This is a genomic window from Micromonospora sp. CA-259024 (genome assembly GCF_050936255.1).
GTDB lineage: Bacteria > Actinomycetota > Actinomycetes > Mycobacteriales > Micromonosporaceae > Micromonospora.
Genome location: NZ_JBNJND010000002.1, coordinates 2,226,272 through 2,253,214, shown reverse-complemented (window position 1 = coordinate 2,253,214; position 26,943 = coordinate 2,226,272). Strand labels below are relative to the sequence as shown.

Here is a 26,943-nt window from a genome sequence, read left to right as displayed (position 1 = left end):
CCCACGGATGGGGCAGCTCTACAGGGATCGACAGTGACGCCATACCCTCGCTGGCTGGTACCCGACGTTGCCTTGCGCAGCGACAGCGGCTGGCGGGTGGACGGCGGCGAGCACCTGGCAGGTCACAAGCGTGGGACCGCGCCGGAGGAGCGTTCGGGGGCGGGGCTAACGTGAGGGGCGTGGCGCTCTCCCTGGCGATCTCGCCCTGCCCCAACGACACGTTCGTCTTCCACGCCCTGGTGCACGGCCGGGTGCCCGGCGCACCACCTGTCGAGGTGACGTACGCCGACGTGGACGTCACCAACACGGCGGCCGAGCGGGGCGCGTTCGACCTGGTGAAGGTGAGCTTCGCGGCGCTGCCCTGGCTGCTCGACGACTACCACCTGCTGCCCTGCGGTGGTGCGCTCGGTCGCGGGTGCGGGCCGCTGGTGCTCACCCGGGGCGACCGCGAGGGCGGGCCGGACCGCACCGACCTGACCGGGGCCACGGTGGCGGTGCCGGGCGACCGGACCACCGCGTACCTGCTGTTCCGGCTCTGGTCGGCCGGGCGGCCACCGGCCCGGATCGAGGTGGTCCCCTTCCACGAGATCATGCCGGGCGTCGCGGCCGGCCGCTACGACGCTGGGCTGGTCATCCACGAGGCCCGGTTCACCTACCACCGGCACGGCCTGAGCGCCCTGGTCGACCTCGGCGAGTGGTGGGAGGCCGACACCGGCCTGCCCATCCCCCTGGGAGCGATCCTGGCTCGCCGTGGCGCAGTGGACCCGGAGGCCGCGACCGGCTGGGTCCGCGAGTCCGTCCGGCAGGCGTGGGCGGACCCGGCGGCCAGTCGGGAGTACGTGCTGGCGCACGCCCAGGAGATGGAACTCGACGTGGTGGACCGGCACATCGGCCTCTACGTCAACGAGTTCACCGCGGATCTGGGCGAGGCCGGTTTCGCCGCGGTGGCGGCACTGCTCGACCGGGCCGCCACCGCCGGGCTGGTGCCTCAGACCTCCAGCTCGCGGGCGACCGCGTGGACCAGCTGAGCGATCTTCTGGGCGGTCTTCTTGTCCGGGTACCGGCCACGGCGCAGGTCCGGCTGGACCTTCGCCTCCAGCACCTTGATCATGTCTTCGACCAGGCCGTGCAGCTCCTCGGCCGGCCGACGGCGCAACTCCGCCATCGACGGCGGCGCGTCGAGCAGCTTGACGCCCATGGCCTGCGCGCCTCGGCGGCTGTCCACCACGCTGAAGTCGACCCGCTGGCCACCCTTGAGGTCGGTGACACCCGCCGGCAGCGCCCCCTTGGGCAGGAACACGTCCCCGCCCTCGTCACTGGTGACGAAGCCGTATCCCTTGGCCGTGTCGTACCACTTCACTCGACCCGTAGGCACCTGAAAACCCCTGCTTCACTTGAGCCGCTACTGCTCCAAGGCTAGCTGGATCATGCCGTCGAGCGCCGCTGGGAATTCGGTCAGCTCGCCCAGCACCACTTCCGCCCCGGCCGCGCGCAGCTCATCGGGGGAGCACGGGCCCGTCGCGACGCCGATGCCGGGCACCCCAGCTGCCCCCGCAGCCACCATGTCCGCGACATGGTCACCGACGTAGTGGGTGGCGTCGTGCTCCCGCAGGGCGGTCGCCTTCTGCTCGGCGAACAGGTCACCGGCCAACTCGTCGACCGTGAGACCGAGGTGGTCCAGGTGCAGCCGGGCCAACCGACCGATCTTGGACGTGACGACCAGCACACGGCCACCCCGCGCACGGATCGCGTCGGTGGCCTCCCGCGCGCCGGGCAGCAGGAGCGTCGGGGTGATCGCGTACGCCGGGTACAGCTCGCGGAACACATGCACGGCCTGCTCGACCTGCTCCGGCGGGAACCAGTGCGCGATCTCGGTACGCAGCGGCGGCCCGAGCCGGGACACCGCCAGCTCGGCATCGATCGGCACGCCGGTCCTCGCGGTCAGCGCCCGATACGCCGCGGCGATGCCGGGGCGGGAGTCCACCAGGGTCATGTCGAGGTCGAATCCGACGGTCAGTGCAGACATGTCGAGAAACGTACCCGGCGACTCCGGACCGGCCGGACGTCCGAGGGGCGCGACAGCCCCGTGCCGGGCTAGCGTGGAAAGACGATGACCACCTCACTCGCCGACCACCTGCGGTCGCTGCCCGATGAGTCACTGGCCGCGCTCCTCCAGCTGCGGCCCGACCTCGTCGTGCCCGTGCCAGCCGACGTCTCCGCCCTGGCCATCCGTGCCCAGTCCCGGGTCTCGGTGGCCCGCGCGCTGGACGGGCTGGACCAGTTCACCCTCCAGATCCTCGACGCCGCCCGCCTCACCCGGAATCCGGACGACGGCACCACGGCCACCGACACCGTGCTCGCCATGGCGACCGCCGGGCCGCACCCACCGGCTCCGACGGCCATCCGAGCCGCCGTGGGCCGGCTGCGCGCGCTCTTTCTGCTGTACGGCCCGGAGCACGCACTGGAGGTGGTGCCCGCCGTCGACGAAGTCGCCCCGTACCCCGCTGGGCTCGGCCGACCGGCCGCGGAGCTGGACCCGCGCACGGCCGCGCTCTGTGCGGACCCGGCGAAGCTACGACGGACTCTGCTCGCCGCACCACCCTCCGCCCGGGCGATCCTGGACCGGTTGGCGGCCGGCCCGCCGGTGGGCAGCGTGCCACCGGGGGCGTTACAGGCACCACCGGTCGGCGCGGAGGACCCGGTGCTCTCGGACCCGACCAACGGCGGCGCTCCGACCGGTTCCCCGGTGCGTTGGCTCGTCGACAACCGGCTGCTGGTCCCCGTGACGACTGGATCGTCGACGACCAGCGGCACGGTGGAGCTGCCCCGCGAGGTCGGTCTGCTGCTGCGCCGCGACAGTGGTCCGCTCGGGCCGCTGCGTACCAGCCCCCCTCCCGTGGCCGCCGCGCCGCGCGAGCCGAAGGCCGTCGACTCGGCCGGTGCCGGGCAGACCATGGAGGTGGTCCGGCACACCGAAGGGCTGCTGGAGCAACTCTCCGAGGAGCCCGCGCCGGTGCTGCGCTCGGGCGGCATCGGCGTGCGGGACCTGCGCCGGTTGGCGCGTACCGCCGGGCTGGACGAATCGACCACCGCGCTGTTGCTGGAGGTGGCGTACGCGGCGGGGCTCGCCGGTGAGCTGGAGATGCCTGGCGCGACCACCAGCCGGTACGGGGCGGATCAGCAGGTGCTGCCGACCGGCGGGTACGAGGTGTGGCGGGCCACTTCGCTGGCCCAGCGTTGGGAGCAGTTGGCCCGAGCCTGGCTGACCATGACCCGGCAGGTGGGGCTGGTCGGCCGCCGTGACGACCGGGACCGGCCGATCACCGCGCTCTCCGCCGAGGCCGAGCGGGCCAGCGTGCCGGCCACCCGGCGGGCGGTGCTCGGCGTGCTCGCCGACCTGGTCCCGGCGACCGCGCCCACCCCGGAGGAAGTGCAGGACCTGCTGGACTGGCGGGCGCCGCGACGCAGCCGGGGCCGCGACGCAGCCCACCGGGAGGTGCTGGCCGAGGCCGCGCAGCTCGGCGTCACCGGCCTGGGGGCGCTCACGTCGTACGGTCGGCTGCTCCTGGGTGACCTGACGTCGACCGACGAGCGGGGCGGCGACGACCCGCTGGGCGTGCACGCGGACGTCGAGAGCGGAGACCCGTCCAGCGCCGCCCGGGCACTGGACGCACTGCTGCCCGCCCCGGTCGACCACTTCCTGGTGCAGGCCGACCTGACCGTGGTGGTGCCCGGCCCACCCGAGCCGGCGCTCGCCGTCGAGTTGGAGGCGATGACCGAACTCGAGTCGGCCGGCGGGGCCAGCGTGCACCGGGTCACGACGGCGAGCGTGCGGCGCGCCCTGGATTCCGGCTACTCGGCCGGGGACCTGCACGACGTGTTCCGGCGGCGGTCGCGTACCCCGGTGCCGCAGGGGCTCACCTACCTGGTGGACGACGTGGCCCGTAAACACGGCGGGCTACGGGTCGGTCTGGCCGGGGCGTACCTGCGCAGCGACGACGAGACGCTGATCAGCGAGGTGCTGGCCGACCGGCGGCTGGAGTCGTTGGCACTGCGCCGGCTCGCGCCGACGGTGCTGTGTACGCAGTACCAGGTCGGCCGTCTGCTGGGCGCGCTGCGCGACGCCGGGTACGCCCCGGTGCAGGAGGACGGGTTCGGCAGCACCGTGCTGACCCGACCGCGGATCCGGCGGGCACCGGCCCGGGTGTCGGTGACCACCCGGACACTCGATCCGCTGACCGCCCCGAAGCTGCCCATGCCCCGGCTGCTCGGGGTGGTGGAGCACATCCGGCGGGGTGAGGCGGCGGCACGCGCCGCCCGACGGGCACCGGCGGTGGTACGCGGCGGCGCGGCGGGGCTGGGCGGCGGCCCGGTGCCAGCGCACACGCACAGCGAGGCCCTGGCGGTGCTCCAGCAGGCGGTCCGCGACAAGGCGCTGGTCTGGGTCGGTTACGTCGACGCGCACGGGGCGACCGCGTCCCGACTGGTCAAGCCGGTCTCGATCGGCGCCGGTTACCTCCGTGCCGAGGACGAACGGACCGAGATGCTGCACACGTTCGCGCTGCACCGGATCACCGCGGCGGTGGTGGCGGACTAACCCCAGGCGCCGCCGCGGGCGCTGTCGGTCAGCGGCGGCTACGGCGTACGGTGCCGACCACCGAGATGATCAGCAGCAGTGCGAAGCCGGCCCCGGCGGATTCCCCGACCGAGTCGACGAAACCCTGCCGCAGCACCAGCCAGCCGAAGAGGAACCACCCGATGAGGAGCGTCGCCGCGACGACGTACGCGATCACCGTCGCGCGGGACACCTCGTCGGGTGGTGCTTGCTCGTGCTCCGCGATCACGTCACGGTCGACCGTCATACCCAGCCTCCCCGCCCGGTCCGGCCCTGGACTCCCAGGGTGACACTCGAAAGACCGGTCGGACAGGGGGTGACACCCCCGATTCGGCGCGTGTCGGTCAGGTGCCGGGACGCCGGCCGATCAGCACCACCCGGGTGCCGACCTTGCCCAGTTCCCACATCCGGACGGCGTCGGCGTGCAGCAGGTTGACGCACCCGTGCGAGCCGATCGACTTGTCGTGCAGGTAGGTGGTGGTCTCGTGGAAGCCCATGCCCTGGGTGAAGTGCTGCCAGTACGGCAGCCACACCTCGTACGGGTCGGACCACTCCTTCGGGTTGCGGAAGTTGACGGTGAACGTGCCGGCCGGGGTGCGGTAGCCGGACATTCCGGTGCGGGTCACCGTCGGCTCCATGATCACCTTGCCGCCCCGGATCGCCCAGACGGTCTGCCGGGTCAGGTCGACGCAGAACGTGGTGCCCGTGCCGACCCCGCAGCGGGTCGGGTCGGTGGTGGCGAGGCGCTGGGCCACGTCGTACGTGGTCGGTCCGGCGCGACCCTCGACGGGGCGAATGCCGTACCTCTTCTGGAACTTCTTGATCGCGGCGCAGTCGGCGGCGGACTGCCGACCGTCCACGGTCACCGCCCCGAACCCGCCTAACCGGGCCAGGTACGTCTCCACCTCGCGCTGGTGCTGGCCCTGCGGGCAGCCGGCGGCGGTCGGCGTACCGGTGCCGGGGGTCGGCGTGGGCGCCTTGCGGGTCGGCTTCGGCGTGGGCGTCCGGGAGGGTGTCGGGGTGGGGACGGCGGGCGTGGGCCGGCCGCGCTGGTCCGGACCGGGCGTTTCGCTCGCCCCCGTTGCCTGCTCCGCCGCACCGACTGGGGCGGCTCCCCCGCCACCACTCCCGTCGGACTGCGGATCAAACGCGCACGCACCGGCGCCGACCAGCACGACCACCACCAGGGCGACCAGCCGGGGAATTATCCGGACACGCTGCATGGCACCTCCCCCTGAGAGTCGTCCCTTTACTAGACGTTCGTCAGTGCCGTCACGGTTGCGGCCGGTGAGCATCTTTCTTCCGACATCTCACGACGTGCAACACTGGATGGTCGGCCAGCGGCGGGTATGCGACCCGTTCCGGCCGGACGGCCAACCGAGGAGAGGACGCTGGCGTGAGCGGTGGACCACTGATCGTGCAGTCGGACAAGACCCTGCTGCTGGAGATCGACCACCCCGACGCGCAGGCCTGCCGGATGGCGATCGCGCCCTTCGCCGAGCTGGAGCGCTCACCGGAGCACGTGCACACCTACCGGTTGACGCCGCTGGGCCTGTGGAACGCACGGGCCGCGGGGCACGACGCCGAGGGCGTGGTCGACTCGCTGATCAAGTACTCCCGCTATCCGGTGCCGCACGCCCTGCTGGTGGACGTGGCCGAGACGATGGACCGGTACGGCCGGCTCCAGCTCGCCAACGACCCGGCGTACGGGTTGGTGCTACGCGCGCTGGACCGGCTGGTGTTGATCGAGGTGGCCAAGAGCAAGAAGCTCGCCGGAATGCTCGGCGACAAGATCGACGACGACACCATCCGGGTGCACCCGTCCGAGCGCGGCCGACTCAAGCAGGCCCTGCTCAAACTGGGCTGGCCGGCGGAGGACCTGGCCGGCTACGTCGACGGTGAGGCACACCCGATCGAGCTGGCCGAGGCCGGCAAGGACGGCCGCAAGCCGTGGACGCTGCGGTCGTACCAGCGGGAGGCTGTCGAGGCGTTCTGGGCCGGCGGGTCGGGTGTGGTGGTGCTGCCCTGCGGGGCCGGCAAGACCCTGGTCGGGGCGGCGGCGATGGCCGAGGCGAAGGCGACCACGCTGATCCTCGTCACCAACACCGTCGCCGGCCGGCAGTGGAAGCGGGAGCTGATCGCCCGCACGTCGCTGACCGAGGAGGAGATCGGGGAATACTCCGGCGAGCGCAAGGAGATCCGCCCGGTCACCATCGCCACGTACCAGGTGCTCACCTCGCGGCGCGGCGGCGCCTTCACTCACCTGGACCTGTTCGGCGCCCGCGACTGGGGCCTGGTCGTCTACGACGAGGTGCACCTGCTGCCCGCGCCGATCTTCCGGTTCACCGCGGACCTCCAGGCCCGCCGCCGGCTGGGCCTCACGGCGACTCTGGTACGCGAGGACGGCCGCGAGGGGGACGTGTTCAGCCTGATCGGCCCCAAGCGGTACGACGCGCCCTGGAAGGACATCGAGTCGCAGGGCTGGATCGCCCCGGCCGAGTGCACCGAGGTTCGGGTGACCCTCACCGACGCGGAGCGGATGTCGTACGCGACGGCGGAGGCCGAGGAGCGCTACCGGATGGCGGCGACCGCCCGCACGAAGTTGCCGGTGGTGAAGGCGCTGGTCGACCGGCATCCGGACGACCAGGTGCTGGTGATCGGCGCGTACATCGACCAGCTGCACCAGCTCGGCGAGTATCTTGACGCGCCGATCATCCAGGGCTCGACCACCAACAAGGAGCGGGAGCGGCTGTTCGACGCGTTCCGCACCGGTGAGATCCGCACGCTGGTGATCTCGAAGGTCGGCAACTTCTCCATCGACCTGCCCGAGGCGGCGGTGGCGATCCAGGTGTCGGGGACGTTCGGGTCACGCCAGGAGGAGGCGCAGCGGTTGGGGCGGGTGCTCCGGCCAAAGGCCGACGGCCGGCAGGCGCATTTCTACACGGTGGTCTCCCGGGACACGATCGACACGGAGTACGCCGCGCACCGGCAGCGCTTCCTGGCCGAGCAGGGGTACGCGTACACGATCGTCGACGCGGACGACGTCCTCGGCCCGAAGCTCCCGACGGTCGACTGACCCGCGCGACCTTGATCGACCCAGTTTTCAGGAAGCCACGGTGTCCGAGGCGCTTTGATACCCCGACTTCCTGTAACCCGAGTCGATCAGCGCCCTGGGCGCGGGCGCGGCCCGGGGACGTGGTGTCTCTCGCGCTCGCTATCGAGCTGATGTCGTAAACGAATCGGCCGGATCCGGGGGGTACAGCCGGTCGTTGTCATCGCATGGTTCACTGTCGCGCATGTCGTGGCGGAGGGCTCGGTCGTCCCTGGCGGTCATCGTGACAGCCACCGTGGCGGTGGCAGGAATGGCCGCCTGGCGGTGGACGCACAACCACCCGCCGTACGGTCCGGCAGCCCTGGCCGTCACCTCCTCGCTCAGCCTCGTCAGCTACGCGGAGGCGCAGGCGGCTCTCGGCGAGAAGACCCGTCCGCCGCTGGTCTCCGACGAACGTGACCAGCTGGTGCTGGGCCGGGTCACCTGGCAGCCGCCTCCCGAGCCACTCGATGGCGGCTACTTCGCGGTATTCCTCATCGACAAGCGCAGCAACCGCAAGCCGGGCGACTTCGTCGTCTCCGATCCGCAGGAGGACGTCAGCGTCGGTAGCGCCGGCGTCGATAACAGGATCGCCGAACGCTATGCCTGGTTGCGAGGTGCGGGCGACGTCAAGGTTGGGGACAGCGAGTGGCGGAGCAACGGCAACAGACTTGGTGTGTTCGACGAGAAGGTTTCGCCGCTGACATTCGTCGCGCGTTTCCCGTACGTGGATGAGCCTGGTCGGAAGCCGACGGTAGCCACCGCTCCGGTTGGGATGTCCGACCTGCTGTTGGCTCTGGTCTCCATGGGGCCGGACGGACAGGTCTACTGGGCGCAGCGACTCCAGGGCTGAGTGATCCAGGCAACGGAGAAGACCTGAACCGGATCATGACGCAAGGCCGACGAGCCGGGTCAGCGCCGGGTGGACTTGGACTCCGCGACGAAGACGCCTCGACCCGGACGACCGACGAGCACGTCCTGTTGCCGCAGCTTCGCCACTGCACGACTGATTGTGGACTGTGAGACGTCGTACTCGTCTGCCAGCGCGCGCCCGGACGGGAGCTGCGATCCAGGGGGATAGGTCCCGTCCTTGATCTTCTTCAGGAGATCGTCGAGCAGCTCGGCATCGTGGGTGGGATAGGCACGTAGAGCCCTTGCAGTCGGTTGGCTCGCCCAGTATTGATCAGCCGCTTCGACGCACGCAACGTATGTAGCGCGAGTGGCGTAGGTGGGTAGCTGACTCGAAGACATGCTTGGCATAGGTGACTCAGTGTCGATACCGTCGCTCTCGGTGACGCGGTGCTGCTGCGGTCGGTTGGCGCCTCTCGCGCTGGTCTCACATCGCCGCCAAGATCCGACACGTCGAGACTCCACCCGCCGCGCTCCCCGGCGCGGGCCTGCTGTTCGCCCTGTAACCGGAGTCCACCCCAAACCCGACCCCGCCCGCGTTGATCAAGAGGTTTGCGTCATCGATCGGCCTGATGATGACGCAAACTTCTTGATCAACGCAGTCGAGAAGCGGGCGATGGGTCACGGCGTGGGGTGGGCAGCGGTCGGGGAGGGTGACCTCGCCGGGGCGGTGGACGTCTTGGTCCACCGGCAGGGTGGGGTTGCCCTCCGAGCCGTTGAGCTGCGGCTTGGGCTGGCTGCCGTCCTGGCGGGGTTGTCCGGCCCAGGGCATCTTGAACACCGCGTGGGACGGGCCCCATCGGAGCCTGTCCAATTGATGTCGCGAAGCGCATGATGTGGGGGTGACTGCGCGGCGGGTAGCAATCCTGGTGACGTGTCTCGTGGTAGGAGCGCTCGGAGCGACCTTCGCGTTCAGCCAGTGGGACCAAGCAGATCAAATCGCTACCGTAGCGTCGGCTCTAGCCGCGGTAGCGGCGCTAGGCGTGGCGGTGTGGGCGGCGTTGCCGGGCAATAGCCCAGGCCACCGTGCCGGCAACACCGGCAGTGCCACGGCAGGTGGGCCGGGCAGCCGAGCGAACAGCGGGGTGACGGGCTCGTCCACGATCGCAGGACCAGCGGTTGCGGATCGCACCGGTGACGCTCGGGCTAGTAACGGCGGCAGCGCCAACAGCGGTGTGAACCTCCACCCTTGACATCGAGGCCCGGCACGGCGAAAGGGCTCGCGGTGAGCTTGAGACGATTGCCCGAGGCAGTAGCCCGCGATACCGGCAACGCGATAGCTGACAGCGGCGGATTCGCCAACACCGGCGTCATCAAGGGGCCAGTCACCATCGACTCGCGGCCTGTCGCCCGGTCGGCCTACCGCCAGCAGGTGCAACGCATCGCCCCGTCCGTTCTGCTGAACCGGGAACAGGAACTGGCCGAGCTCACGGCGTTTTGCACGCTGCCTGATGCCGCCGGCTATCGGTGGTGGCGTGCGGACGCGTGGGCCGGCAAGTCGGCATTGATGTCGTGGTTCGTCCTGCACCCGCCGCACGGGGTACGGCTCATCTCGTTCTTCATAACGGCCCGATGGGCTGGACAAAGTGACCGCGTTGCCTTCACCGACGTGGTCATCGAGCAACTTGCCGAACTGCTTGGCGAGCCGATGCCGGCCCACTACACGGACGCGACTCGCGACCAGAACTTTCTCGATCTACTCGACCGCGCTGCCGAGACCTGCCAGACACGAGGTGAGCGACTGATCTTGCTCATCGACGGCTTGGATGAGGATCGTGGCGTGACTGTCGGGTCGGACGCGCACAGCATCGCCGCATTACTGCCGGCCACGCCGCCGGCCGGTATGCGCATCATCATTTCCGGGCGCCCGAACCCCCCGATCCCCACCGACGTGCCAGATGGTCATCCGTTACGCGATCCCCAGATTGTTCGACCACTGATCAGGTCACGACAGGCGGAGGTGAACAGGGCAGACATGCTGCGGGAGTTGGCGAGGCTGCTGGCGGGCGCTCCAGGCGAGCAGGACCTGCTAGGTCTTCTCACAGCCGCTGTGGGCGGCCTCAGCGCCAACGACCTTGCTGACTTGACCGGCTGGCCGGCCTGGCAGGTTGAGGGCCACCTCAGTACCGTGGCCGGTCGTTCGTTCACTCAACGCCAGAGCCGCTGGCAGCCCAACACGAGACCCGACTTGTACGTGCTCGGTCACGAAGAACTGCAGAATGCCGCGGTTGAGCGCCTTGGCCAGGCGCGCCTGCAGGGCTACCGGCGGCGTCTACACGTCTGGGCCGACACCTATCGGGAGCAACGATGGCCGGCCGGCACCCCCGAATATCTGCTGCGTGGCTACTACCGGATGCTGCTTGCCACCGGCGACGTATCGAGGATGATCGCCTGTGCCGTGGACCCTCACCGACACGATCGGATGCTCGACATCACCGGGGGCGACACCGCTGCTCTCGCTGAAATCACCACCACTCAGGACGTCATTCTCGCCCAGCCCGATCCTGACCTACTGGACATGGCTCGCCTTGCCATTCATCGAGACAACCTCGCGGGACGCAACGCCACCATTCCAACCGGGCTACCCGCGGTCTGGGCATCCCTCGGCCAGCCTGTTCGGGCCGAGGCATTGGCACGCTCCATCGACCAACCCGGTCGGCGGGCGTTGGCGTTGGCTGATCTCGCGACGACGGTCGCCAGAGATGGCGACGTCGAGCGGGCTGGCGTGCTGGCCGACCGCGCTGAGGCGCTGATTCACTCGGTCGCTGATCCACACCGGCGGGTGCAGGTATGGATCGCCCTGGCCGGGGCAGTTGCGCAGGCAGGCGACGCTGAGCGGGTTGGCGGGCTGGCTGACCGCGTCGAGGAGTTGGTTCGCGCGGCCGACCGCCCCGACTGGCAGGCGTGGGCGCTGGCTGGCCTAGTCGTGGCGGTGGCCGCAGCAGGCGACACCGCGCGGGCTGGCGGGCTGGCAGACCGCGTCGAGGAACTGGTTCGCTCGATTGACGGTGCGGAGAGGCGTGCGCGGGCGTTGGCCGGACTGGCGGCGGCGGTGGCCGCAGCAGGCGACAGTCATCGCTCCTACACCCTGGCCTGCTCGATCGGTCAACCTGAGCCGAGGGCGCGCGCATTGATCGCCGCGATGAGGGCGCTGGCCGCAACGGGCGACGACGAGCGGGCTGGTGCGTTGGCTGATCAGGCCGAGGATCTGATTCGCTCGCTTCCTGACCCACACCAGCGGGCGCAGGTCTGGATCGTCCTCGCCGGGGCAGTCGCCCAGGCAGGCGACGCCAAGCGGGCTGGGGCGCTGGTCGAGGGTGCTGAAAACCTGATTCATTCGATGGACCCGACTGACCGAGCGCAGGCGTTGATTGGCATGGTCGCGGCAGCCGGCCGAGTTTACGACTCCGAGCGGACGACTGTGCTGGCCGACCGGGCCGAGAAGGCAGTCAACTCGATGGTTCGCCCGGACAGAAAAGCGTGGGCGCTCAGTGAGTTGGCGAGGGCTGTCGCGGAGGCCGGCGACGCGGACCGGGCCGGTGCGCTGGCTAACCACGCCGAGGAACTGGCTCGTTCGGTCAGCGACCCGGACCGGCGGGGGCGGACGCTGGCCGCTCTGGCCCCGGCGCTGGCAGCGGCCGGCGACTTCGATCGGGCAGAGACACTGGTGCGTTCGATAAGCGGTGGAAGGCTGGAAGCAGAAGCCTGGGCATCCCTGGTGCGAGTGATGGCTGCGGCAGGCGAAATCGAGCGGGCCGAAGGGCTGGTGCGTTCGATCAGCGGCCGTGACCGCCAGGAGCGGGCGCTATGTGCGCTCGCGCCGGCGGTGGCCGCAGCGGGCGAGATTGAGCGGGCAGAGATGTTGGTCCGTTCGATCACGAACCGCGACCGACAGGAGCAGGCGCTATCTGCGCTGGTGCCAGCGATGGCCGCAGCGGGCGAGATTGAGCAGGCGGAGAACCTGGCCCGTTCGATCACCAACCGAAGTCGCAGGGAGTGGACCTTAGGTGCGCTTGTGTCGGCGATGGCCGCAGCGGGCGAGATTGAGCGGGCAGAGATGTTGGCCCGCTCAATTGGTCGCCGTCAGGAGCGGGCCAAAGCGATGACCGCGATAGCGGAAACGGCGGCAGGCATGGCGGAGACCGCGGCCGCCGACGGCAACACGAAACGGGCGGAGGCGATCGTCCGCTCGATCAGGAGCCCCGACCGGCAGGCGTCAGTGGTGACCGCTCTTGCCCGACGGATCGCTGCGGCTGGCCAGATCGAACAGGCAGAAGCGTTGGTGCGGTCCGTTCAGCGTCCCAAGCAGCAGGCAGAGGCGCTCAGCGCGCTGGCGGAGGCGGTGGCTGCACAGGGCGACGCGGAGCGAGCGGAAGCGTTGGTCTCCTCGATTGACCGCAGCGACTGGCAGGTGCCGGCGTTGGCGGCTCTGGTAACGACGGTCGCCAACGCTGGTGATACCGAGAAGGCGGGCGCTCTGGCCGACCGGGCGGAAGAGCTGGCTCGGTCGATCAACCATCTGGACCGGCGTGCCCGGGTGATGGGCGTGCTGGTTGCGGCGGTTGCTGCGACCGGTGACATCGATCGGGCCACCAGGCTTGCCCAATTGATCGACAATCCGGAGAGTCGGGCGAGAGCCTTGACAGCAGTCATGATCTCGACGGCCGGGGCAGGGTGCAGTGAGCCGGTCTGGGCGCTTGCTCACCGGGCCGAGGAGTTGGTCCACCTCATCGAACGTCTGGACAGCCGGGCGCGGGCGTTGGTACGGCTGGCAGTTGCAATGGCGGTGGTCGGCGATGCTGAGCGGGCCAGTGCGCTGGCTGACCAAGCCGAGGAAATGGTTCGTTCAATCAGCAACCGGAACCAGCGTGCACAGATTTCTCTCACGCTTGCGGAGATGGCTGTGGCAGGCGGCAAGATCGAGTGGGCCCAGAAGCTGGTCCGTTCGATTGGCCGCCCGGATCAGCAGGCGTCCACGTTGGCCGCGCTGGCAAGGACGGCGATGGAAGCCGGGAACGTCGAGTCGGCCAAGGTGTTGGCCCAGTCGATACGCAATCAGGAGCGGCAGGCGTCGGTGCTGACCAGGCTCGCCAGAACAACAATGGCCAGCGGCGACAACGTGGGTGCCGAGAAATTGGCCCGCTCGATCGGAAATTCGGAGCGACAGGCAGCGGCGCTGGCCACGTTGGCAGAAATGGACGCTGCCCATGGACCGATGCTCATCGCGTGGGCGTTCCGTCTGGGCAGCTGGACGGCTCCGTTGAGGGCTCTGGTTCAAGTCCAGCCAGCTGCACTAACGGAGGTCGCTGACGAATTCCTGGACCTCGCCTGAAAGGCCAGAGCCGTGTCGTTGAGCCCAAGTCACCAGAAGGAACGGATGAGGCGGCAACGGCAGCAGCCGTAGAGGATCTTGCCACCGCCCGGGCGTGCGGCGGGACGCGCTACGACGTGGGGGGTGGGCAGCGGTCGGGGAGGGTGACCTCGCCGGGGCGGTGGTCGAAGGTGTCCAGGGTGAACCACTCGTCCAGCTCCGGGTCGAAGAGGTTCTGCAGGCCGAACTGCAACACCTGCCACCACCGGCTCGGGTCGTGCTGGTCGACGTAGATGTCGCCGAGCGCGATCGGGAACCGGAAGAACTCCCCCGGCACGGTGGAGCCTCCGACGACCCCGACCCGCCAATGGTCGACGTGCCGGTCGTTGGCACCCTGCAGGATCTCCGGCCCCACGTAGCGGGCGGTCTTCAGCCTGTCGTTGAAGATCTGGCGGTTGAAGAATCCCGGGATCTTGCTGCACGCGCGTGGCGGGAACAGCGGGATGTTCGGCCACCTGTAGGTGAGCGTGTAGAGCGTGTTCTCGTAGATCAGGTTCGTGAACCAGATCGGATGCTCCGGGCCGCCGGCGGTCATCTGGCTGTTGCCGTCCCGGCCCTGCCAGCTGAACGGCACGTCGATGCCGAGGTCACGCACGATGTACCGGCCGGCGCCCTGAAAGTCGGCGGGGAGCAGCGGTGGGCGCGGCTCGCGCGGGTCGGGGTCGGTAGGGCCGTCGGCCTGGGCCGCGCGAGGCAGCGGCGCCGCCGCCGGACCCGGTGCGACCACACCGAGGGCGAACAGAGCGCCGGCCACCGCCGCAACCACAGTCCGACGTGTACGCCGCAACCCCATCTGCCCTCCGCCGGTGTCGGAAAAGCGGCCGGTGCCCGACCGCGCGTGTCTTCGGCGAAGCGTAGGAGCAGGAAAAACGTGAGAGCGGGCGGAACGAATGGCCTCCACCGGACGGGTGACGCACCCGCGCGGCCCTGATCGACTCCGTTTGCTGAAAGTCGCGGTATCCGAGGCATGTTGATACCCCGACTTCCTGAAAACCGAGTCGATCAAGGCGCGGGGTCGGAGTGCGCACCGGCCCGGGACCAGCAGCGGTCCCGGGCCGGCGTATCGCGAACCTCTTTACTTGATCAGCTTCCAGGGGCCGTTCGTGTCGCCTGGCTCCTGGCCGCGTGTCCACCACTTCGCCTCGTAGACGTGGCCCTTGAAGGACACCCTGTCGCCGGCGTTGTAGACCCGCGTGGACGTCCAGCCGGCCGGGCTGTTGTCCGGCGGGGTCGGGGCGATCTCCTCCCAGGAGCCGTTGCGGTCACCCGGCTTCTGGTTGCGGGTGTACCACTGGGCACGCCACTTCTTGCCGTCGTAGATGGCGAAGTCGCCCGAGTTGAAGATCCGCGACGGGGTCCAGATCGCGGTGCCGTCCTCGGTCATGGCGATTTCCTGCCATGCGCCGTTGGCGTCGGCACCCGGCTTCTGGTTCTTCGTGTACCAGGAGGCCCGGAAGACCCGGCCCTGGTAGGTCACCCGGTCGCCGTCGTTGTAGACCGTCGACGAACTCCACTCCGCCGGCAGGTTCACCGTCAGGGTGGCGGTGGCCTGCACGGCGGTGAGGTGGTCGCTGCCCGGGTACGAGGCGGCCAGCGTGTGCTGGCCGCCGGCGAGGCCCACCGGGAGGGTGAACGTCGCCGCGCCGTTGGTCAGCGTGGCCGAGCCGCGAACGGTCGTACCCTCGCGCAACTCCACCGCGCCGGTGACCGGCGTACTGCCGGCCGCGACCCGCACGGTCACCGTCGCCGCGGTGCCCCAGTTGGTCGGGGCGGCGGTGACGGTCATCGTCGGGACCTGCTTGGCGGTACGGAACACGGCCGGCTGGGCCACCGCCTCGCCCCCGTCGGCGCTCTTCGCGGACACGATCCAGCCGTACGAGGTGCCCGGCAGGAGCTTGTCCCAGGTCGCGGTGGCGACACCGTTCGAGGTCACCTCGTCGGTGCCGACGGTGCCGGACGGCACGTACGCGGCGAGCGAGTCGGTGGCGAACGACGTCTTGCGGGTGGTGAGGTCCACCGGCAGCGTCAGGTTGTCCTCCGAGCCGTTGTACCGCGGCTTGGTCTGGCTGCCGTCCTGGCGGATGTCGTACTCGGTCGCCCCGAAGTTCTTCAGGAACGGCGAGTAGGTGTCGATGTGCATCTCGGCGCGGTCCACGTCGAACTGCAGCAGGCGCAGGAAGCTCGCGCCGAACTGCAACCGGTCGGTGGCCTTGTGGTCCGGGATGCCGTCGCCGTTGACGTCGATGGTGCCGTCCGCGGCGACCTGGTTCGGCCAGAGCTCCCCGGCGGTGACCGTGTAGAACTGGTAGTCCGCCAGCAGCTCGACGACGTCGTGGCTGACGGTGACGCCGATCTTCGACTTCAGGTTGGTGCCGACGCCATGCTCGTGGCCGGCGAGGACCAGGAAGACGTTCGGGTTCGTCTCGACGACCTGCTTGAAGAGCGGCGAGCCGTCGGGAGCGGAGAAGTCCGCCCCGCGTCCGTCGGGGTTGGCCGAGGGCTTCAGGTAGTCGTGGGAGAGCAGGATCCCGTTGCGGTCCCGGTACCGCTTGAAGATCGAGTCAGCCCACTTCGCCTCGGCCGGCGTCACGCCGTACGACAGGCCGACCGCGACGAAGTCCAGGCCACCGGCGGAGAAGAGCAGGTAGTTGTTCTGGTTGTCCTTGCCCGGCGTGACGGAGCCGTCGGCGTTGGTGGCCTCGTCCCACGCGTGGTATTCGGTGCCCTTCGGCCAGGACTTCGCCGTCCCGTAGTACCGATCGGCACTGAAGGTCCTGCTGAACCGGGACGTGGGGCCCGTCTCGGCACCGAGTTGGTCGTCGTGGTTGCCCGCGATGACCTGGTTGACGACGCCGTTGTCGTCGAGGATCTTCTGGAAGCCCGAGGCGGTGGCGAGTTCCCTCTCCACCTGCTCGTGCAGACCGGGCCGCTTCAGCGAGCCGTCCGGGTTGGTGGCCAGCGGATCGTAGTAGTCGTTCTCGATGACGTCGCCGGTGTGCGCGGCGTAGGCGATCTTGCGGCTGTCCGCGTTGTCGGCGATCCACTGCATCTGGTCGCGGTACGCCGCCGACCAGATCGCCTGCTCCTCGGCCGTCTCGACGTCCGAGGGCTCGGCCTTGCCGTCGAAGTCGTCGTACGTACCGCCGGCCGCACCTTCGGTGATGTACTGGGTGTCGGTGAAGTGTGCCAGCGAGAAGTCGTACGAGTTGGGGTCTTCGAAGCGATCCTTGTCGATCTGCGCTGACTCGTCGTGCGGGGACAGGTCGTCGGCGAACGGGTCCTCGCCGGTGACCAGCACGTGGACGACGCCGCCGTCCTGGTAGCCAGCCTCCACCGGCGCGGTCAGGACCGTCTCGTGCCCGGCCTGCCCACGCGCGGAGGTCAGGACGACCCACTTGTCGGTGGCCGGGTTCCACGCCCGCAGCGCCACGATCCGCGCCGGGTCGATGGTGCCCGACCAGCGCAGCGTCGGCTCCTGCCTGGTCGCCCCCAGCGGCAGGTCGTACCGCTGGAAGACCACCCCCCGGCTGGACGGGGTGTCGATCGTCGTGCCGTCGAGCGGACGCAGCGAGGTGACGTCCACGCTCCTGTCGTGCTGGACGTCGAGCGTGGTCGGCACGTCGGCTGCCTCGCCCTGGTAGCCGTTGGTCGGCAGGACCACGTCCGCCTTGGTGAAGGTGGCGGTCAGCCCGACACCCTGCGCGCCGGGGATCCGGGCGGACAGCTCCGCCGAGAGCGGGTCGGTGTCCTTGACGGTCGCGTTCAGCTCGGTCGGGACATCCGGGATGCTCGCGCTGGTGAAGCGCACCTCACGGGTGGCGGTGTTGCCGAGCGCGTCGGTGGCCGTCATCGCGATGGTGTGCTCCCCGGCCGGCAGGCCGTGGCCGATCTGGTCGCCCTGCTTGACGGCGGCGCCGTCCAGCGTGATGGCCGGCGTACCGGCCACCCCGGTGGCGTCCTTGATCTTGATGTTGAGCGCGACCGTCGAGGTCAGCCGCTGCCCGGCCGCCGGGACACTGCTGTCGATCTCCGGGGCGGTGTTGTCGGTGGTGAAACGCCGCGTCGAGGTCTTGTCCCCGACGACCGCCCTGATGGTGTGGGCGCCGTCCGCGATCGTCGTCGTGTCGACGTCCGCGCGCTTGCCCAGCGCCGGCAGCACCGCGCCGTCCGGCGCGGTGACGTCGAACAGGACCATCGTGGTCAGCGCACCGTTGAAGCTGCTGCCACAGGTGCCGTCACCGATGTACGTGGTCACCTGCGAGCCTGGCGGGTAGCTCCCCGAGCCGATGGTGACCGTCGTCTGCGCGATCGACCGGGTCAGCTGGACCGCCTTCGCGCCGGTGGGCAGCAGCTGGAAGTCCCGCAGCGTGAAGTCGTCGTAGTTGTCGCAGCCGCCCGGCTTGGCGCTGCCGTGGTCGTTGCCCGCGACGAACTCCACGGCGTTGACGCCCGGCACCAGCCACTCGTTCGGGAAGGTGAGGTCGGCGACCTCCTTCTCCCACATCCCGATCTCCAGCGGGATGCCGTTGATCAGCACCGTGTTGTCGTAGCCGTTGTCGCTGCCGTTGCCACCGACGAACACCTTCAGGTGCGCGTCACCGCCGCTGCCGAGGGTGTCGACCGTACGCGTCGTCGGCGCGCCGTCGATGGTGAAGTGGAACTCGGCGTCCTTGTTGGCCGCACAGGTGCCGTCGCCCAGCGCCAGCGAGGCGGCGGTCGTCTCCGCCTTCGTCACGGTCGTGCCGCTGGTGGTGACGATGTACGTGGTGCCGGCCGTCACCGTGCCCGTCGTGCTCAGCGTGAGGCTCGTCGCCTCCCGGGTGAGCTTGAAGTCGTCGTGGTTGGCGCAGGTCGCACCGCTCACGGTGCCGTTGTAGTCGCCGGTCCTGATCTCGACGACGTTGTCACCCAGGTGCAGGAACCGGGTCGGGAACGCCAGCTTGACGGCCTCCGCGCCGGTGGCGCCGTAGTCACCGCCGAGGTCGAACCGGTGACCGTTGACCAGCGCGTAGTTGTGGTAGCGCGCCTCGACCGAGTTGCCGGCCTCGACGGTGAGGCCGAGGGTGGCGGTGCCGGCGGCCAGCGTCTCCGCGTTCTCGGCGGGTTTGTCGTCGATGGCCAGCGACTCGACGTGGTCCTTTCCACCGCTGGGCAGCGCGGCGATGACCGGCCGGGTTCCACGTACGCGGGCGCCGTCACCGGGGGTGACCACTGCCGCGCCGGCCGGGGCGTTGTTGACGTCGACCGTCACGGTCGTCTTCGCGCCCGACTGGGTTGTCGCGCTGACGGTGTGCGTACCGTTGGCGAGCTTGGTGGTGTCGAGGTCGGTGCGCAGGCCGGACGTGCTGCCCGGCTCCCCGGAGATGACGAAGGTCAGGTCCTGCTTCAGCAGCTTCGCCGAGCTGCCACAGGTGCCGTCACCGAAGCTGTAGCTGAACAGGTTCTGCTCGCCGTCGGCCACCACGCCGAGCAGGCTGAGGCTGATGCTGCTCAACGCGTAGTCGTCGTAGTTGGGGCAGCGGCCTCCCTCACCGTTCGGCAGTTCCTCGTAGCCGACGGCGGTCTTGGTGGTCGAGTCGACCCAGTTGGCTCCCGCCTGGACGGTGACGGTGTTCGCCCCCGGACGCAGCCAGTCGCCGGGGAAGTCGAGGGTGCCGACCTGCCCGCCCGGGATGTTCGGAAGGTAGACCCGGTCCGCCTCGGCGGTGTGACCGTTGACGGTGATGTAGTTGCGGTAGCGGGCCTCGGTGCCGTTGCCACCCATCTCGAAGGCGAAGTGGGCGGTGCCGGCGGTCCGGTCAGCGTCGATCTTGTCGCCGTCGACCGCGAGCGTGGTGACGGAGTCGTTCTCCGTGACCGGCTCGACGACGACGGGGACCGCGCCCTCGATGTTCTGCCCGCCGCTCAGGTTGATCAGGGGTGCGTTGCCGCTGGTCGGGGCCGTCTCCGCCCCTGCCAGCGTGGGGCTGAAGGCCGTCGCCGGTCCGGCGATGAGGACGAGCGCGAGCGCGGACAGGAGCCCGCGTGTTCGCTTTCTACGCGCACGTGGTTCGTGCGTCATGGCGAGGATTCTCCTTTGACTCGTGCGAAGAACCGCAACGACTGCGGTCACGCCGATGCCGAACACCGTGATGCCGACTGCGGCGGGCAGGGGGGCCACCACGGGTGGCTTGTCTCAGGACGTCGGTCGGGCGGGTGCGGCCCGCCGGCGACGTGCCTGGCGCCTCAGCAGCACCACGACCGCGACGAGCAGCACGCCGCCGATGACCGTGGCGATCCGCGGGGCGATGCTGCTGCCGACGCCCGCGTCGCTCACCTCCGGCACGTCGCCGAGCACCCAGTCGTGCGCGTACCGACCGGGGCCGTACACCTGGCGCTCGCCGCCCGGGCCGGTTGCGACCGTCTGGTACGCGGGGTCGAGGTCGGCCAGCATCCGGATCTCGATGCGAGCCTTGCCGACCGGCCCCGGGCAGGTGTAGTCGACGTTCACACCGGATTCGACGAGGTCGACCGGCGCTTCGACGGCGCCGGCGCACGAGCGTCCACCGTCGCTGACGGTCATCTGCCTGAGCAGGTAGCTCGCGAACTGCTCGGACGAGCCGAGGACGGTGGCGTCCGACGCCTGGAAGGAGATCGCGCCGTCGAGCATGACGCGCTCCTGCGGCAGCAGGCCGAGTTGGACGCCGAGCAGGGTCAGTTCGTCGACGCCGCCGACCTTCCACCGGACGTGCAGCACCTCACGGTGGTCCGGGTCCGCGGCGATGGTCACGGTCTGCGGGTAGCCGTACGGATGGGCTCCGGCGGGGACGGCCAGGGCGACCAGGGTCAGGGTGAACGCCACCGCCGTGAGGAGGCCCGCCACGACGCGGCGGGGCCACCGTGCGGTTGAGGGCATGCCAGCGCTCCGGTCTACAGGTGCTGTGGCACGCCGGTGGGCGCGGCCGATCAGAGACCTTGCCGGTTCTGCGCGAACTCGCCAGGCAGACCTGATGAGAAGCGGACGCTGTGGGGGTGAACAGTTAGTTGATCAACTACATGCGAGAAGGGGCCGACGAGTCGCCACATTGCGACCCGCCGGCCCCGACTCGTGCCGAGCTACCCGGCGCGGAACGCCACCCAGGCGTCGCTCATCCGGTCCGCCTGCCCAGCGGTGAACATGTTCATGCAGGAGTCCTGCGTGTAGTCCATGAAGTTGTGGATCGGGTCCAGCCCTGGTGCGCTGCAGGTGTCCGCGCCCACCGGGCAGTCGAACTGTGGCGCCGCCTCGCGCGGGGTGTCCGCGACGAAGTCGCCGGACGCGGAGCAGCCGTGCGCGAAGGTGTGCTCCAGCATCAGCCAGTGCCCGACCTCGTGCGTCAGCGTGTCACCGAGGGCGTACTTGCCGGCCGTGCCACCCGGCATCGACTCGTCGAGCATCACCACGCCGTCGATGAAGTCGCGACCGTTGTTGTAGCCCTTCGGGAAGTACGCCCAGCCGAGGAGCCCACCGCCGATGTTGGCCGCGTACACGTTCAGGGTGCGGGAGTCGCCGGTGTACAGCGCCTTCTTCATGTCCCGCTCGTTCTTGCCCGGCACGACCGTGTACCAGTCGGCGTTCACCGTCCACGTCGTGTCGACGAGCGAGAACCGGAACGGCGTGTCGGAGGCGTTCGCCGCCGTGCGGCCCGCGAACGAGTCGTTGAGCACCGTCATCTGCGCCGCGATGAGGGTGTTCCACCTGGTCGTCTCGGCCGCGGTGAGCGGGTGGTCGGAGACCATGTGGAAGACCGTCGGCACGGTGACGCTGCCGTTGGCCAGGCGCGGCACATCCTTGATCACGCCGTAGGCGTTGGCCTCGTTCTTGGCGTACAGCTCCGGCTCCTGCGCGGTGGCGCCCTCGGCGACCCGGGCGGCGCCATGCGCGTCGGCGCCGGGCTCACACGCCACGACGCCCGGGGAGGCGGTCGCCGGCGCGGCCAGGCCCACCGCGCCGTACGCGCCCCCGGACGCCAGGAGCGTCGCCGCGGACGCGGTGAGGACGGCCAGTCGGAAGGTCGGTCTCCTGTGCATCGGTGCACCTTTCAGTGAGGGAAGCGGCGCGGGTCGATGACATCGTCGTCCGGGTATGAGAACACGCCGACGGCATCGACAAAAGACCCTCTGAGCAGGGCAGATGTCGATGTAACAGAACAGGGTCGCGGAACGCTGTTGGAGCCGGTCCGGCGAAGATCAGAGGACCCGGGTCACCTGCTCGGCGGCGGCGACCGCGTCCCGCCGCGCCGGGTCGAGGTTGGCGCTGATGACCACGGACGCGCCAGCGGAGAGCGGCGCGAGCAACCACTTGAGCGGCTGCTCGTGCTCGGCGGCGTCGACCAGCAGACGGTCACCGGCGCGCAGGTCCAGCGTCTCGGCGATGCCCTTGGCGATCGCACCCCACTGGCCGTAGGTGGTGCCGTCCGCGCTGGCCGGGTCCGACGGGTGGATGGCGGTGTGGTCGGGCGTGACGTCGGGGTGGCGGAGCACCTCGGCCGACCAGTCCAACCAGCCCAACGGCACGTCGGTCAACCGGCCCGGGCCGGTGCCGACGAGGTAGCGGTGTGGGGCGTCGGGCACGTCCTCCAGCCAGTCGTCCTGCCGCTCCGGCGTCACGAAGACCGCGTCGAACGGGCGGTCGCCGCCCGGTTCCAGGACCGGCAGGCCCGCGGTGGCGCGGGGCCGGAACGACACCGCCAGGCCGCAGGCCCAGGCGCCCAGCAACACCGCGGCGGTACGCCAGTGCGGCGGCAGCAGCACCGCTACGCGGCTGCCCGGGCCAAGCCCGCAGCCGTCCCGCAGCAGACTCGCGCTGCGCGCCGCCCAGGAACCAACCTGGTGTGCGGTCAGGTCGACGCGCTCGCCGGTCGCCTCGTCGCGGTAGCTGAGCAGTGGGCGCTCGGCGCCGGCGGGCGGAACCGACAGGTCGGTCGTGGCGGTTGGCTGCATCTCCACGCTCCCCAAGTGCGACGTCGCCCCACCCTACTCAACGACCTTGGTCACTCTGACCCTGGTCGGTGGCGCCTGGTGGCGGCTGCGCCGCACTTCGCCGGCTGTTCACGTCCGCGCAAGCTGATGCTCCCTCTCGGGTGCCAGCCTCCGTCCGGGTACCAGCAGACGGAGGAACTCCTTGTCAGTGAGAAGAGCATTCACCGCGCTCACCGCAGCCGGTGTCGCCGCCGCCAGCCTGACCGGGGCCACCCCCGTGTCGGCCGGCGCGCACCACCACCCAGCCAGGTCGCTCGCCTTCGACCGGGTCGCCACGTACCCGGTGTTCCAGAACCGTCCGGCCGGTGCGGACCCGGCGACCGCCACGGTCGCCGAGATCTCGGCGGTCAGCGAGGACGGCCGAACCCTGATCCACACCGACGCGCTGGCCCGGCGCATCGGGTTCCTGGACATCTCCCGTGCCGACCGGCCGCGCGGCCTCGGCACGCTCTCCCTGGCGCAGCTCGGCAACGCCGAGGACGAGCCCACCTCGGTCGCCGTGGTCGGCCGGTACGTGCTGGTCGTGGTGAACACCAGTGGCAGCTACACCGCGCCGTCCGGTCGACTCGACGTGATCGAGCTGGCCAGTCGCCAGCGGGTGGCCAGCTTCGACCTCGGCGGCCAGCCCGACTCGATCGCGATCAGCAAGGACAAGCGGTACGCGGCGATCGCCATCGAGAACGAGCGCGACGAGGAGGCCACCCCGCCCGGCGGCGAGGAGGGCGACCTGCCGCAGGCACCGGCTGGTTTCGTGCAGATCGTCGATCTCGCCGGTAGGTCCCCGGCTGGCTGGCGGCTGCGGCCGGTCGCGCTGACCAGCGCCGACGGGAGCGCGCTGCCCGCGCTGGTCCAGGCCGGCCTCGCCGCGCCGACGGACCCGGAACCGGAGTACGTCTCGATCAACAGCCGCAACGAGCTGGCGGTGACCCTCCAGGAGAACAACGGCGTCGCCCTCGTCGACCTGCCCACCGGTCGGATCACCCGGGTGTTCAGCGCCGGCACCGCCACGATCAGCGGGATCGACACCAAGAAGGACGGTGTCATCGACCTGACCGGCAGCATCACCGACGTACCGCGCGAGCCGGACGCGGTTGCCTGGGTCGACGACCGTTACCTCGCCACGGCCAACGAGGGTGACTGGCACGGCGGCACCCGCGGCTGGTCCATCGTCGACAGCCGCAGCGGGCGGGTCGCCTGGGACGCCGGCAACACCTTCGAGCGCCTCGCCGTCACGTACGGGCTGCACAACGAGGACCGGGCCGGCAAGAAGGGCACCGAGCCGGAGGGTGTGGCCGTCGCCGAGTACGACGGTGTGCGGTACGCGTTCGTCGGCTCGGAGCGGAGCAACTTCGTCGCCGTCTACGACCTCAGCCGCCCGACCACCCCGGTGTTCAAGCAGGTGCTGCCGACCACGAACGGCCCGGAAGGGCTGCTGCCCATCCCGTCGCGGGGTCTGCTCGCCGTCTCCAGCGAGGAGGACGACGCCTCGGTCAACGTCCGGGCCTCGGTGTCGCTCTTCCATCTCGGCAAGGGCACCCCGGCGTTCCCGAGCATCGTCTCCGCCTCGGACAGGTCGGGTACGCCGATCGGCTGGGGCGCCCTCGGCGCATTGAGCGCCGCACCGGGCGAGCGGGACCAGCTCTACAGCGTGACCGACGCCGCGTACAGCCAGACCCGCATCCTCACGATCGACGCGAAGCGGACGCCGGCCGTGATCACCGGTGCGCTGCCGGTGAAGGACGCAACCGGCGCGCCGGTCGGGTACGACGCGGAGGGCATCTTCGCCCGTCCGCAGGGCGGCTTCTGGCTCGCCGTCGAGGGGGCCAAGGGCGCGGAGAACAAGCTGGTCCGGCTCGACCCGGCCGGGGTGACGCGGCAGACCGTCGCACTGCCCGCCGAGATCGCCGCCGGGCTGGGCAAGCAGGGCCTGGAGGGCGTCACGGCGACCACCGACCGGCAGGGCCGGGAGATCGTCTGGGTGGCCGTGCAGCGGGAGCTGAGCACCGACCCGGCCGGCATCGTCCGGCTCGGCCGGTACGACGTGGCGGCGGGCTCCTGGAGCTGGTTCGGCTACCAGCTGGGCAGCACCAGCGTGCCGGGCGACTGGATGGGCCTCTCCGAGATCACCGTGGTCGGCGACCGGCTGGCGATCATCGAGCGGGACAAGTTGAACGGCCCGGCCGCCGCAGTCAAGCGCGTCTACACGGTGCCGCTGCCGGGTGCGGCGGCGACCGGCCCGCTGACGGTGCTGCCGAAGACGCTCGCCGTCGACGTACTGCCGGCGCTGCGCGCCAGCAACGGGTGGACCCAGGAGAAGCTGGAGGGTCTGACCGTGGCCGGCAACGGCGAGGTGTACGCGATCACCGACAACGACGCGGTGCAGGACGCCACCGGTGAGACGGTCCTCCTGCGCCTCGGCTCCAGCCGGCAGGTGTTCGGGCGCCGCTGATCCGGTAGCTGCCCGGCGCCCACCTCGTTGAAGGGCGGGCGTCGGGACCGGGCCTGGGCCCGGCGTCCACCAGGGTGGACGCCGGGCCTCGTGGGTCTACTCCTTGATCATCACAACGTCGGTCGGGCGCTTGACCGTCACGTCGGTGCCGTAGTCGAACAGTTCGAGCGTCGAGTTGACCGTCCCGGTGTCGAGCCGGCCCTTCGCCGTCGACTGCCAGGTGACGGTGAGCGCCACCGTCGCGATCCGGCCGTCCCGGTCCAGCCTGACGTCGCCGGCCGTGCTGCTCGACCCGTCCCTGCCCGTCGTGGTGTAGGTGAAGTGCAGGGTGCCGTCCGGGTTCTCGGTGATGGTCGCGTTCGCGCGCTTCAGCGCCGCGAAGAGGGCAGCCGGGTCGGGCTGGGCGGCACCCAGGACCCCGTTCCCGTCGTCGTAGAGGGAGAGCCGGTCGTACCTCCCCGGGTACTGCCCGTAGCGGCCGTACGTCTCACCCGGGCCCTTGTCGGCCGGCAGCTTGCCCAGCGGTCGTTCCCCGCCCTCGTACCGGGTGCCGTTGATCAGCAACTCGGTCATGACCGAGTCGTCCTGCGGCACACGGACGTACCCGGTGGCGGTCCTCGGGTCGAACGCGCCCTCGTACGTCAGCCCCTGCGGGCCGGAATTGGTGAGCCGCATCCGGTAACTGATGTTCTCGCTGGCGGCGGCGGCCGACACCAGCCGCATCGCTGGCGTGACCGACTCCGGCCGCGCAGCCCCGGCGGTGACCGAGGGAGGGCCCGACGGGGAGTTCGTCGTCACGGTCACGGCAGTGCCGACGCCCAGCGCCAGCAGTGCGCACGTCGTACCGACCACCGCGGTGGTCCGGCGTCGGCGGGCCCGCCGACCGCGCTCGATCAGCGCCCCCGTCGGGGGGACGGAGTCCGTCTCGCCGTCGACGATGTCATGCAGCCGCTGGGACAGCGCTTCGTCGATGTTGTTCATGACTGGTCACCTGCTTACCGAGTAGAAGGAATCCTGAAGGAGGTGTCGAAGCTTGGCCAGCGCCCGGGCGTTCTGGCTCTTGACGGTGCCCAGCGAGCAACCCAGCACCTGGGCGACCTCACGCTCGCTCAGGTCCTCGTAGTGGCGGAGCACCACCACCGCGCGTTGCTTCGCCGGTAGCGACATCAGCGCCCCGCGCAGGACGACGGCGTCGGGGCCGACTCCGCTGGCCGGGGTGACCCCGTCGGGGACGTCCGCGAAGAGGCTCTCGCGGCGACGCCGCCGCCAGCCGGACGTGTGGTTGTTGACCAGGGCCCGGCGCAGGTAGGCGTGCGGGTCGCCGAGCCGCGACAGCCGCCGCCACCGCTCGTACACCTTGACCAGGCTGTCCTGGAGCAGTTCCTCGGCCCGCCACCGATCGCCGCTGAGCAGCATGGCCAGCCGAATATGTCGCTGCCACGCCACCTCGACGAACGCGACGTAGGACCGGTCCGCCGCGGACAGTGGTTTCTGTTGGTCGGTCACGC

General features: G+C 70.2%; 18 protein-coding genes. 6 read left to right on the top strand and 12 right to left on the bottom strand.

The window, feature by feature from the left end; translation table 11 throughout:
• Positions 1-179 precede the first annotated feature (179 nt).
• On the top strand, positions 180-1,028 hold the full coding sequence (locus tag ACQEUX_RS29985) for a 1,4-dihydroxy-6-naphthoate synthase (protein ID WP_433055485.1): 849 nt from the start codon (positions 180-182) through the stop codon (positions 1,026-1,028).
• Here the strand turns inward: ACQEUX_RS29985 and ACQEUX_RS29980 are convergent.
• Together ACQEUX_RS29980 and ACQEUX_RS29975 are read right to left on the bottom strand one after the other, a co-directional pair.
• Complete coding sequence (locus ACQEUX_RS29980; RefSeq protein ID WP_088986676.1) at positions 989-1,375, bottom strand: cold-shock protein; 387 nt, start codon at positions 1,373-1,375, stop codon at positions 989-991. The two genes, ACQEUX_RS29985 and ACQEUX_RS29980, sit on opposite strands and share 40 nt — an antisense overlap.
• A 27-nt stretch (positions 1,376-1,402) precedes the next feature.
• Entirely contained in the window at positions 1,403-2,026 is a 624-nt protein-coding gene (locus ACQEUX_RS29975) for an HAD family hydrolase (RefSeq protein WP_433055481.1), read from the bottom strand.
• A gap of 84 nt (positions 2,027-2,110) precedes the next feature.
• Between ACQEUX_RS29975 and ACQEUX_RS29970 the strand changes: the two genes are divergently transcribed.
• Positions 2,111-4,597, top strand: coding sequence for a helicase-associated domain-containing protein (locus tag ACQEUX_RS29970; protein WP_433055479.1), 2,487 nt, complete (start codon positions 2,111-2,113; stop codon positions 4,595-4,597).
• A 28-nt stretch (positions 4,598-4,625) separates the two neighbouring features.
• Here the strand turns inward: ACQEUX_RS29970 and ACQEUX_RS29965 are convergent, their stop codons facing one another.
• Both ACQEUX_RS29965 and ACQEUX_RS29960 read right to left on the bottom strand, forming a co-directional pair.
• On the bottom strand, positions 4,626-4,862 hold the full coding sequence (locus ACQEUX_RS29965) for a hypothetical protein (protein WP_433055476.1): 237 nt from the start codon (positions 4,860-4,862) through the stop codon (positions 4,626-4,628).
• Between the two features lie 97 nt (positions 4,863-4,959).
• On the bottom strand, positions 4,960-5,838 hold the full coding sequence (locus ACQEUX_RS29960) for a L,D-transpeptidase family protein (RefSeq protein WP_433055473.1): 879 nt from the start codon (positions 5,836-5,838) through the stop codon (positions 4,960-4,962).
• A gap of 173 nt (positions 5,839-6,011) precedes the next feature.
• Between ACQEUX_RS29960 and ACQEUX_RS29955 the strand changes: the two genes are divergently transcribed.
• Positions 6,012-7,691 carry a DNA repair helicase XPB gene (locus ACQEUX_RS29955; RefSeq protein ID WP_433055470.1) on the top strand — a complete coding sequence of 560 codons (1,680 nt, stop codon included), beginning with the start codon at positions 6,012-6,014 and terminating at the stop codon, positions 7,689-7,691.
• A 259-nt stretch (positions 7,692-7,950) separates the two neighbouring features.
• Positions 7,951-8,559 (top strand): hypothetical protein, encoded by a 609-nt coding sequence (locus ACQEUX_RS29950; protein WP_433055467.1) that lies wholly within the window; start codon positions 7,951-7,953, stop codon positions 8,557-8,559.
• 59 nt (positions 8,560-8,618) lie between these two features.
• Here ACQEUX_RS29950 and ACQEUX_RS29945 read toward each other — a convergent pair whose 3' ends face one another.
• A complete protein-coding gene (locus ACQEUX_RS29945; protein ID WP_433057241.1) occupies positions 8,619-8,825 on the bottom strand; it encodes a GntR family transcriptional regulator in 207 nt (68 codons plus the stop codon).
• 1,030 nt (positions 8,826-9,855) lie between these two features.
• Here ACQEUX_RS29945 and ACQEUX_RS29940 point away from each other — a divergent pair.
• Complete coding sequence (locus tag ACQEUX_RS29940; RefSeq protein ID WP_433055464.1) at positions 9,856-13,947, top strand: hypothetical protein; 4,092 nt, start codon at positions 9,856-9,858, stop codon at positions 13,945-13,947.
• Positions 13,948-14,056: 109 nt separating this feature from the next.
• On the opposite strand, the gene ACQEUX_RS29935 is transcribed toward ACQEUX_RS29940, so the two are convergent.
• From ACQEUX_RS29935 to ACQEUX_RS29915, 5 genes are all read right to left on the bottom strand, one after another.
• Positions 14,057-14,740 (bottom strand): hypothetical protein, encoded by a 684-nt coding sequence (locus ACQEUX_RS29935; protein WP_433055461.1) that lies wholly within the window; start codon positions 14,738-14,740, stop codon positions 14,057-14,059.
• 321 nt (positions 14,741-15,061) lie between these two features.
• Entirely contained in the window at positions 15,062-20,047 is a 4,986-nt protein-coding gene (locus ACQEUX_RS29930) for a carbohydrate-binding protein (protein WP_433055458.1), read from the bottom strand.
• Positions 20,048-20,161: 114 nt separating this feature from the next.
• Positions 20,162-20,881 carry a hypothetical protein gene (locus ACQEUX_RS29925; protein ID WP_433055455.1) on the bottom strand — a complete coding sequence of 240 codons (720 nt, stop codon included), beginning with the start codon at positions 20,879-20,881 and terminating at the stop codon, positions 20,162-20,164.
• 200 nt (positions 20,882-21,081) lie between these two features.
• Positions 21,082-22,035 carry a zinc metalloprotease gene (locus tag ACQEUX_RS29920; protein WP_433055452.1) on the bottom strand — a complete coding sequence of 318 codons (954 nt, stop codon included), beginning with the start codon at positions 22,033-22,035 and terminating at the stop codon, positions 21,082-21,084.
• A 159-nt stretch (positions 22,036-22,194) separates the two neighbouring features.
• Positions 22,195-22,947, bottom strand: a complete 753-nt coding sequence (locus tag ACQEUX_RS29915) for a TIGR03089 family protein (protein WP_433055450.1) — start codon at positions 22,945-22,947, stop codon at positions 22,195-22,197.
• Between the two features lie 187 nt (positions 22,948-23,134).
• On the opposite strand from ACQEUX_RS29915, the gene ACQEUX_RS29910 reads away from it, so the two are divergent.
• On the top strand, positions 23,135-25,435 hold the full coding sequence (locus ACQEUX_RS29910) for an esterase-like activity of phytase family protein (protein ID WP_433055447.1): 2,301 nt from the start codon (positions 23,135-23,137) through the stop codon (positions 25,433-25,435).
• A gap of 96 nt (positions 25,436-25,531) precedes the next feature.
• On the opposite strand, the gene ACQEUX_RS29905 is transcribed toward ACQEUX_RS29910, so the two are convergent.
• Positions 25,532-26,416 carry a hypothetical protein gene (locus ACQEUX_RS29905; protein WP_433055444.1) on the bottom strand — a complete coding sequence of 295 codons (885 nt, stop codon included), beginning with the start codon at positions 26,414-26,416 and terminating at the stop codon, positions 25,532-25,534.
• A gap of 6 nt (positions 26,417-26,422) precedes the next feature.
• Positions 26,423-26,941, bottom strand: coding sequence for a SigE family RNA polymerase sigma factor (locus ACQEUX_RS29900; RefSeq protein ID WP_433055441.1), 519 nt, complete (start codon positions 26,939-26,941; stop codon positions 26,423-26,425).
• Positions 26,942-26,943 lie beyond the last annotated feature (2 nt).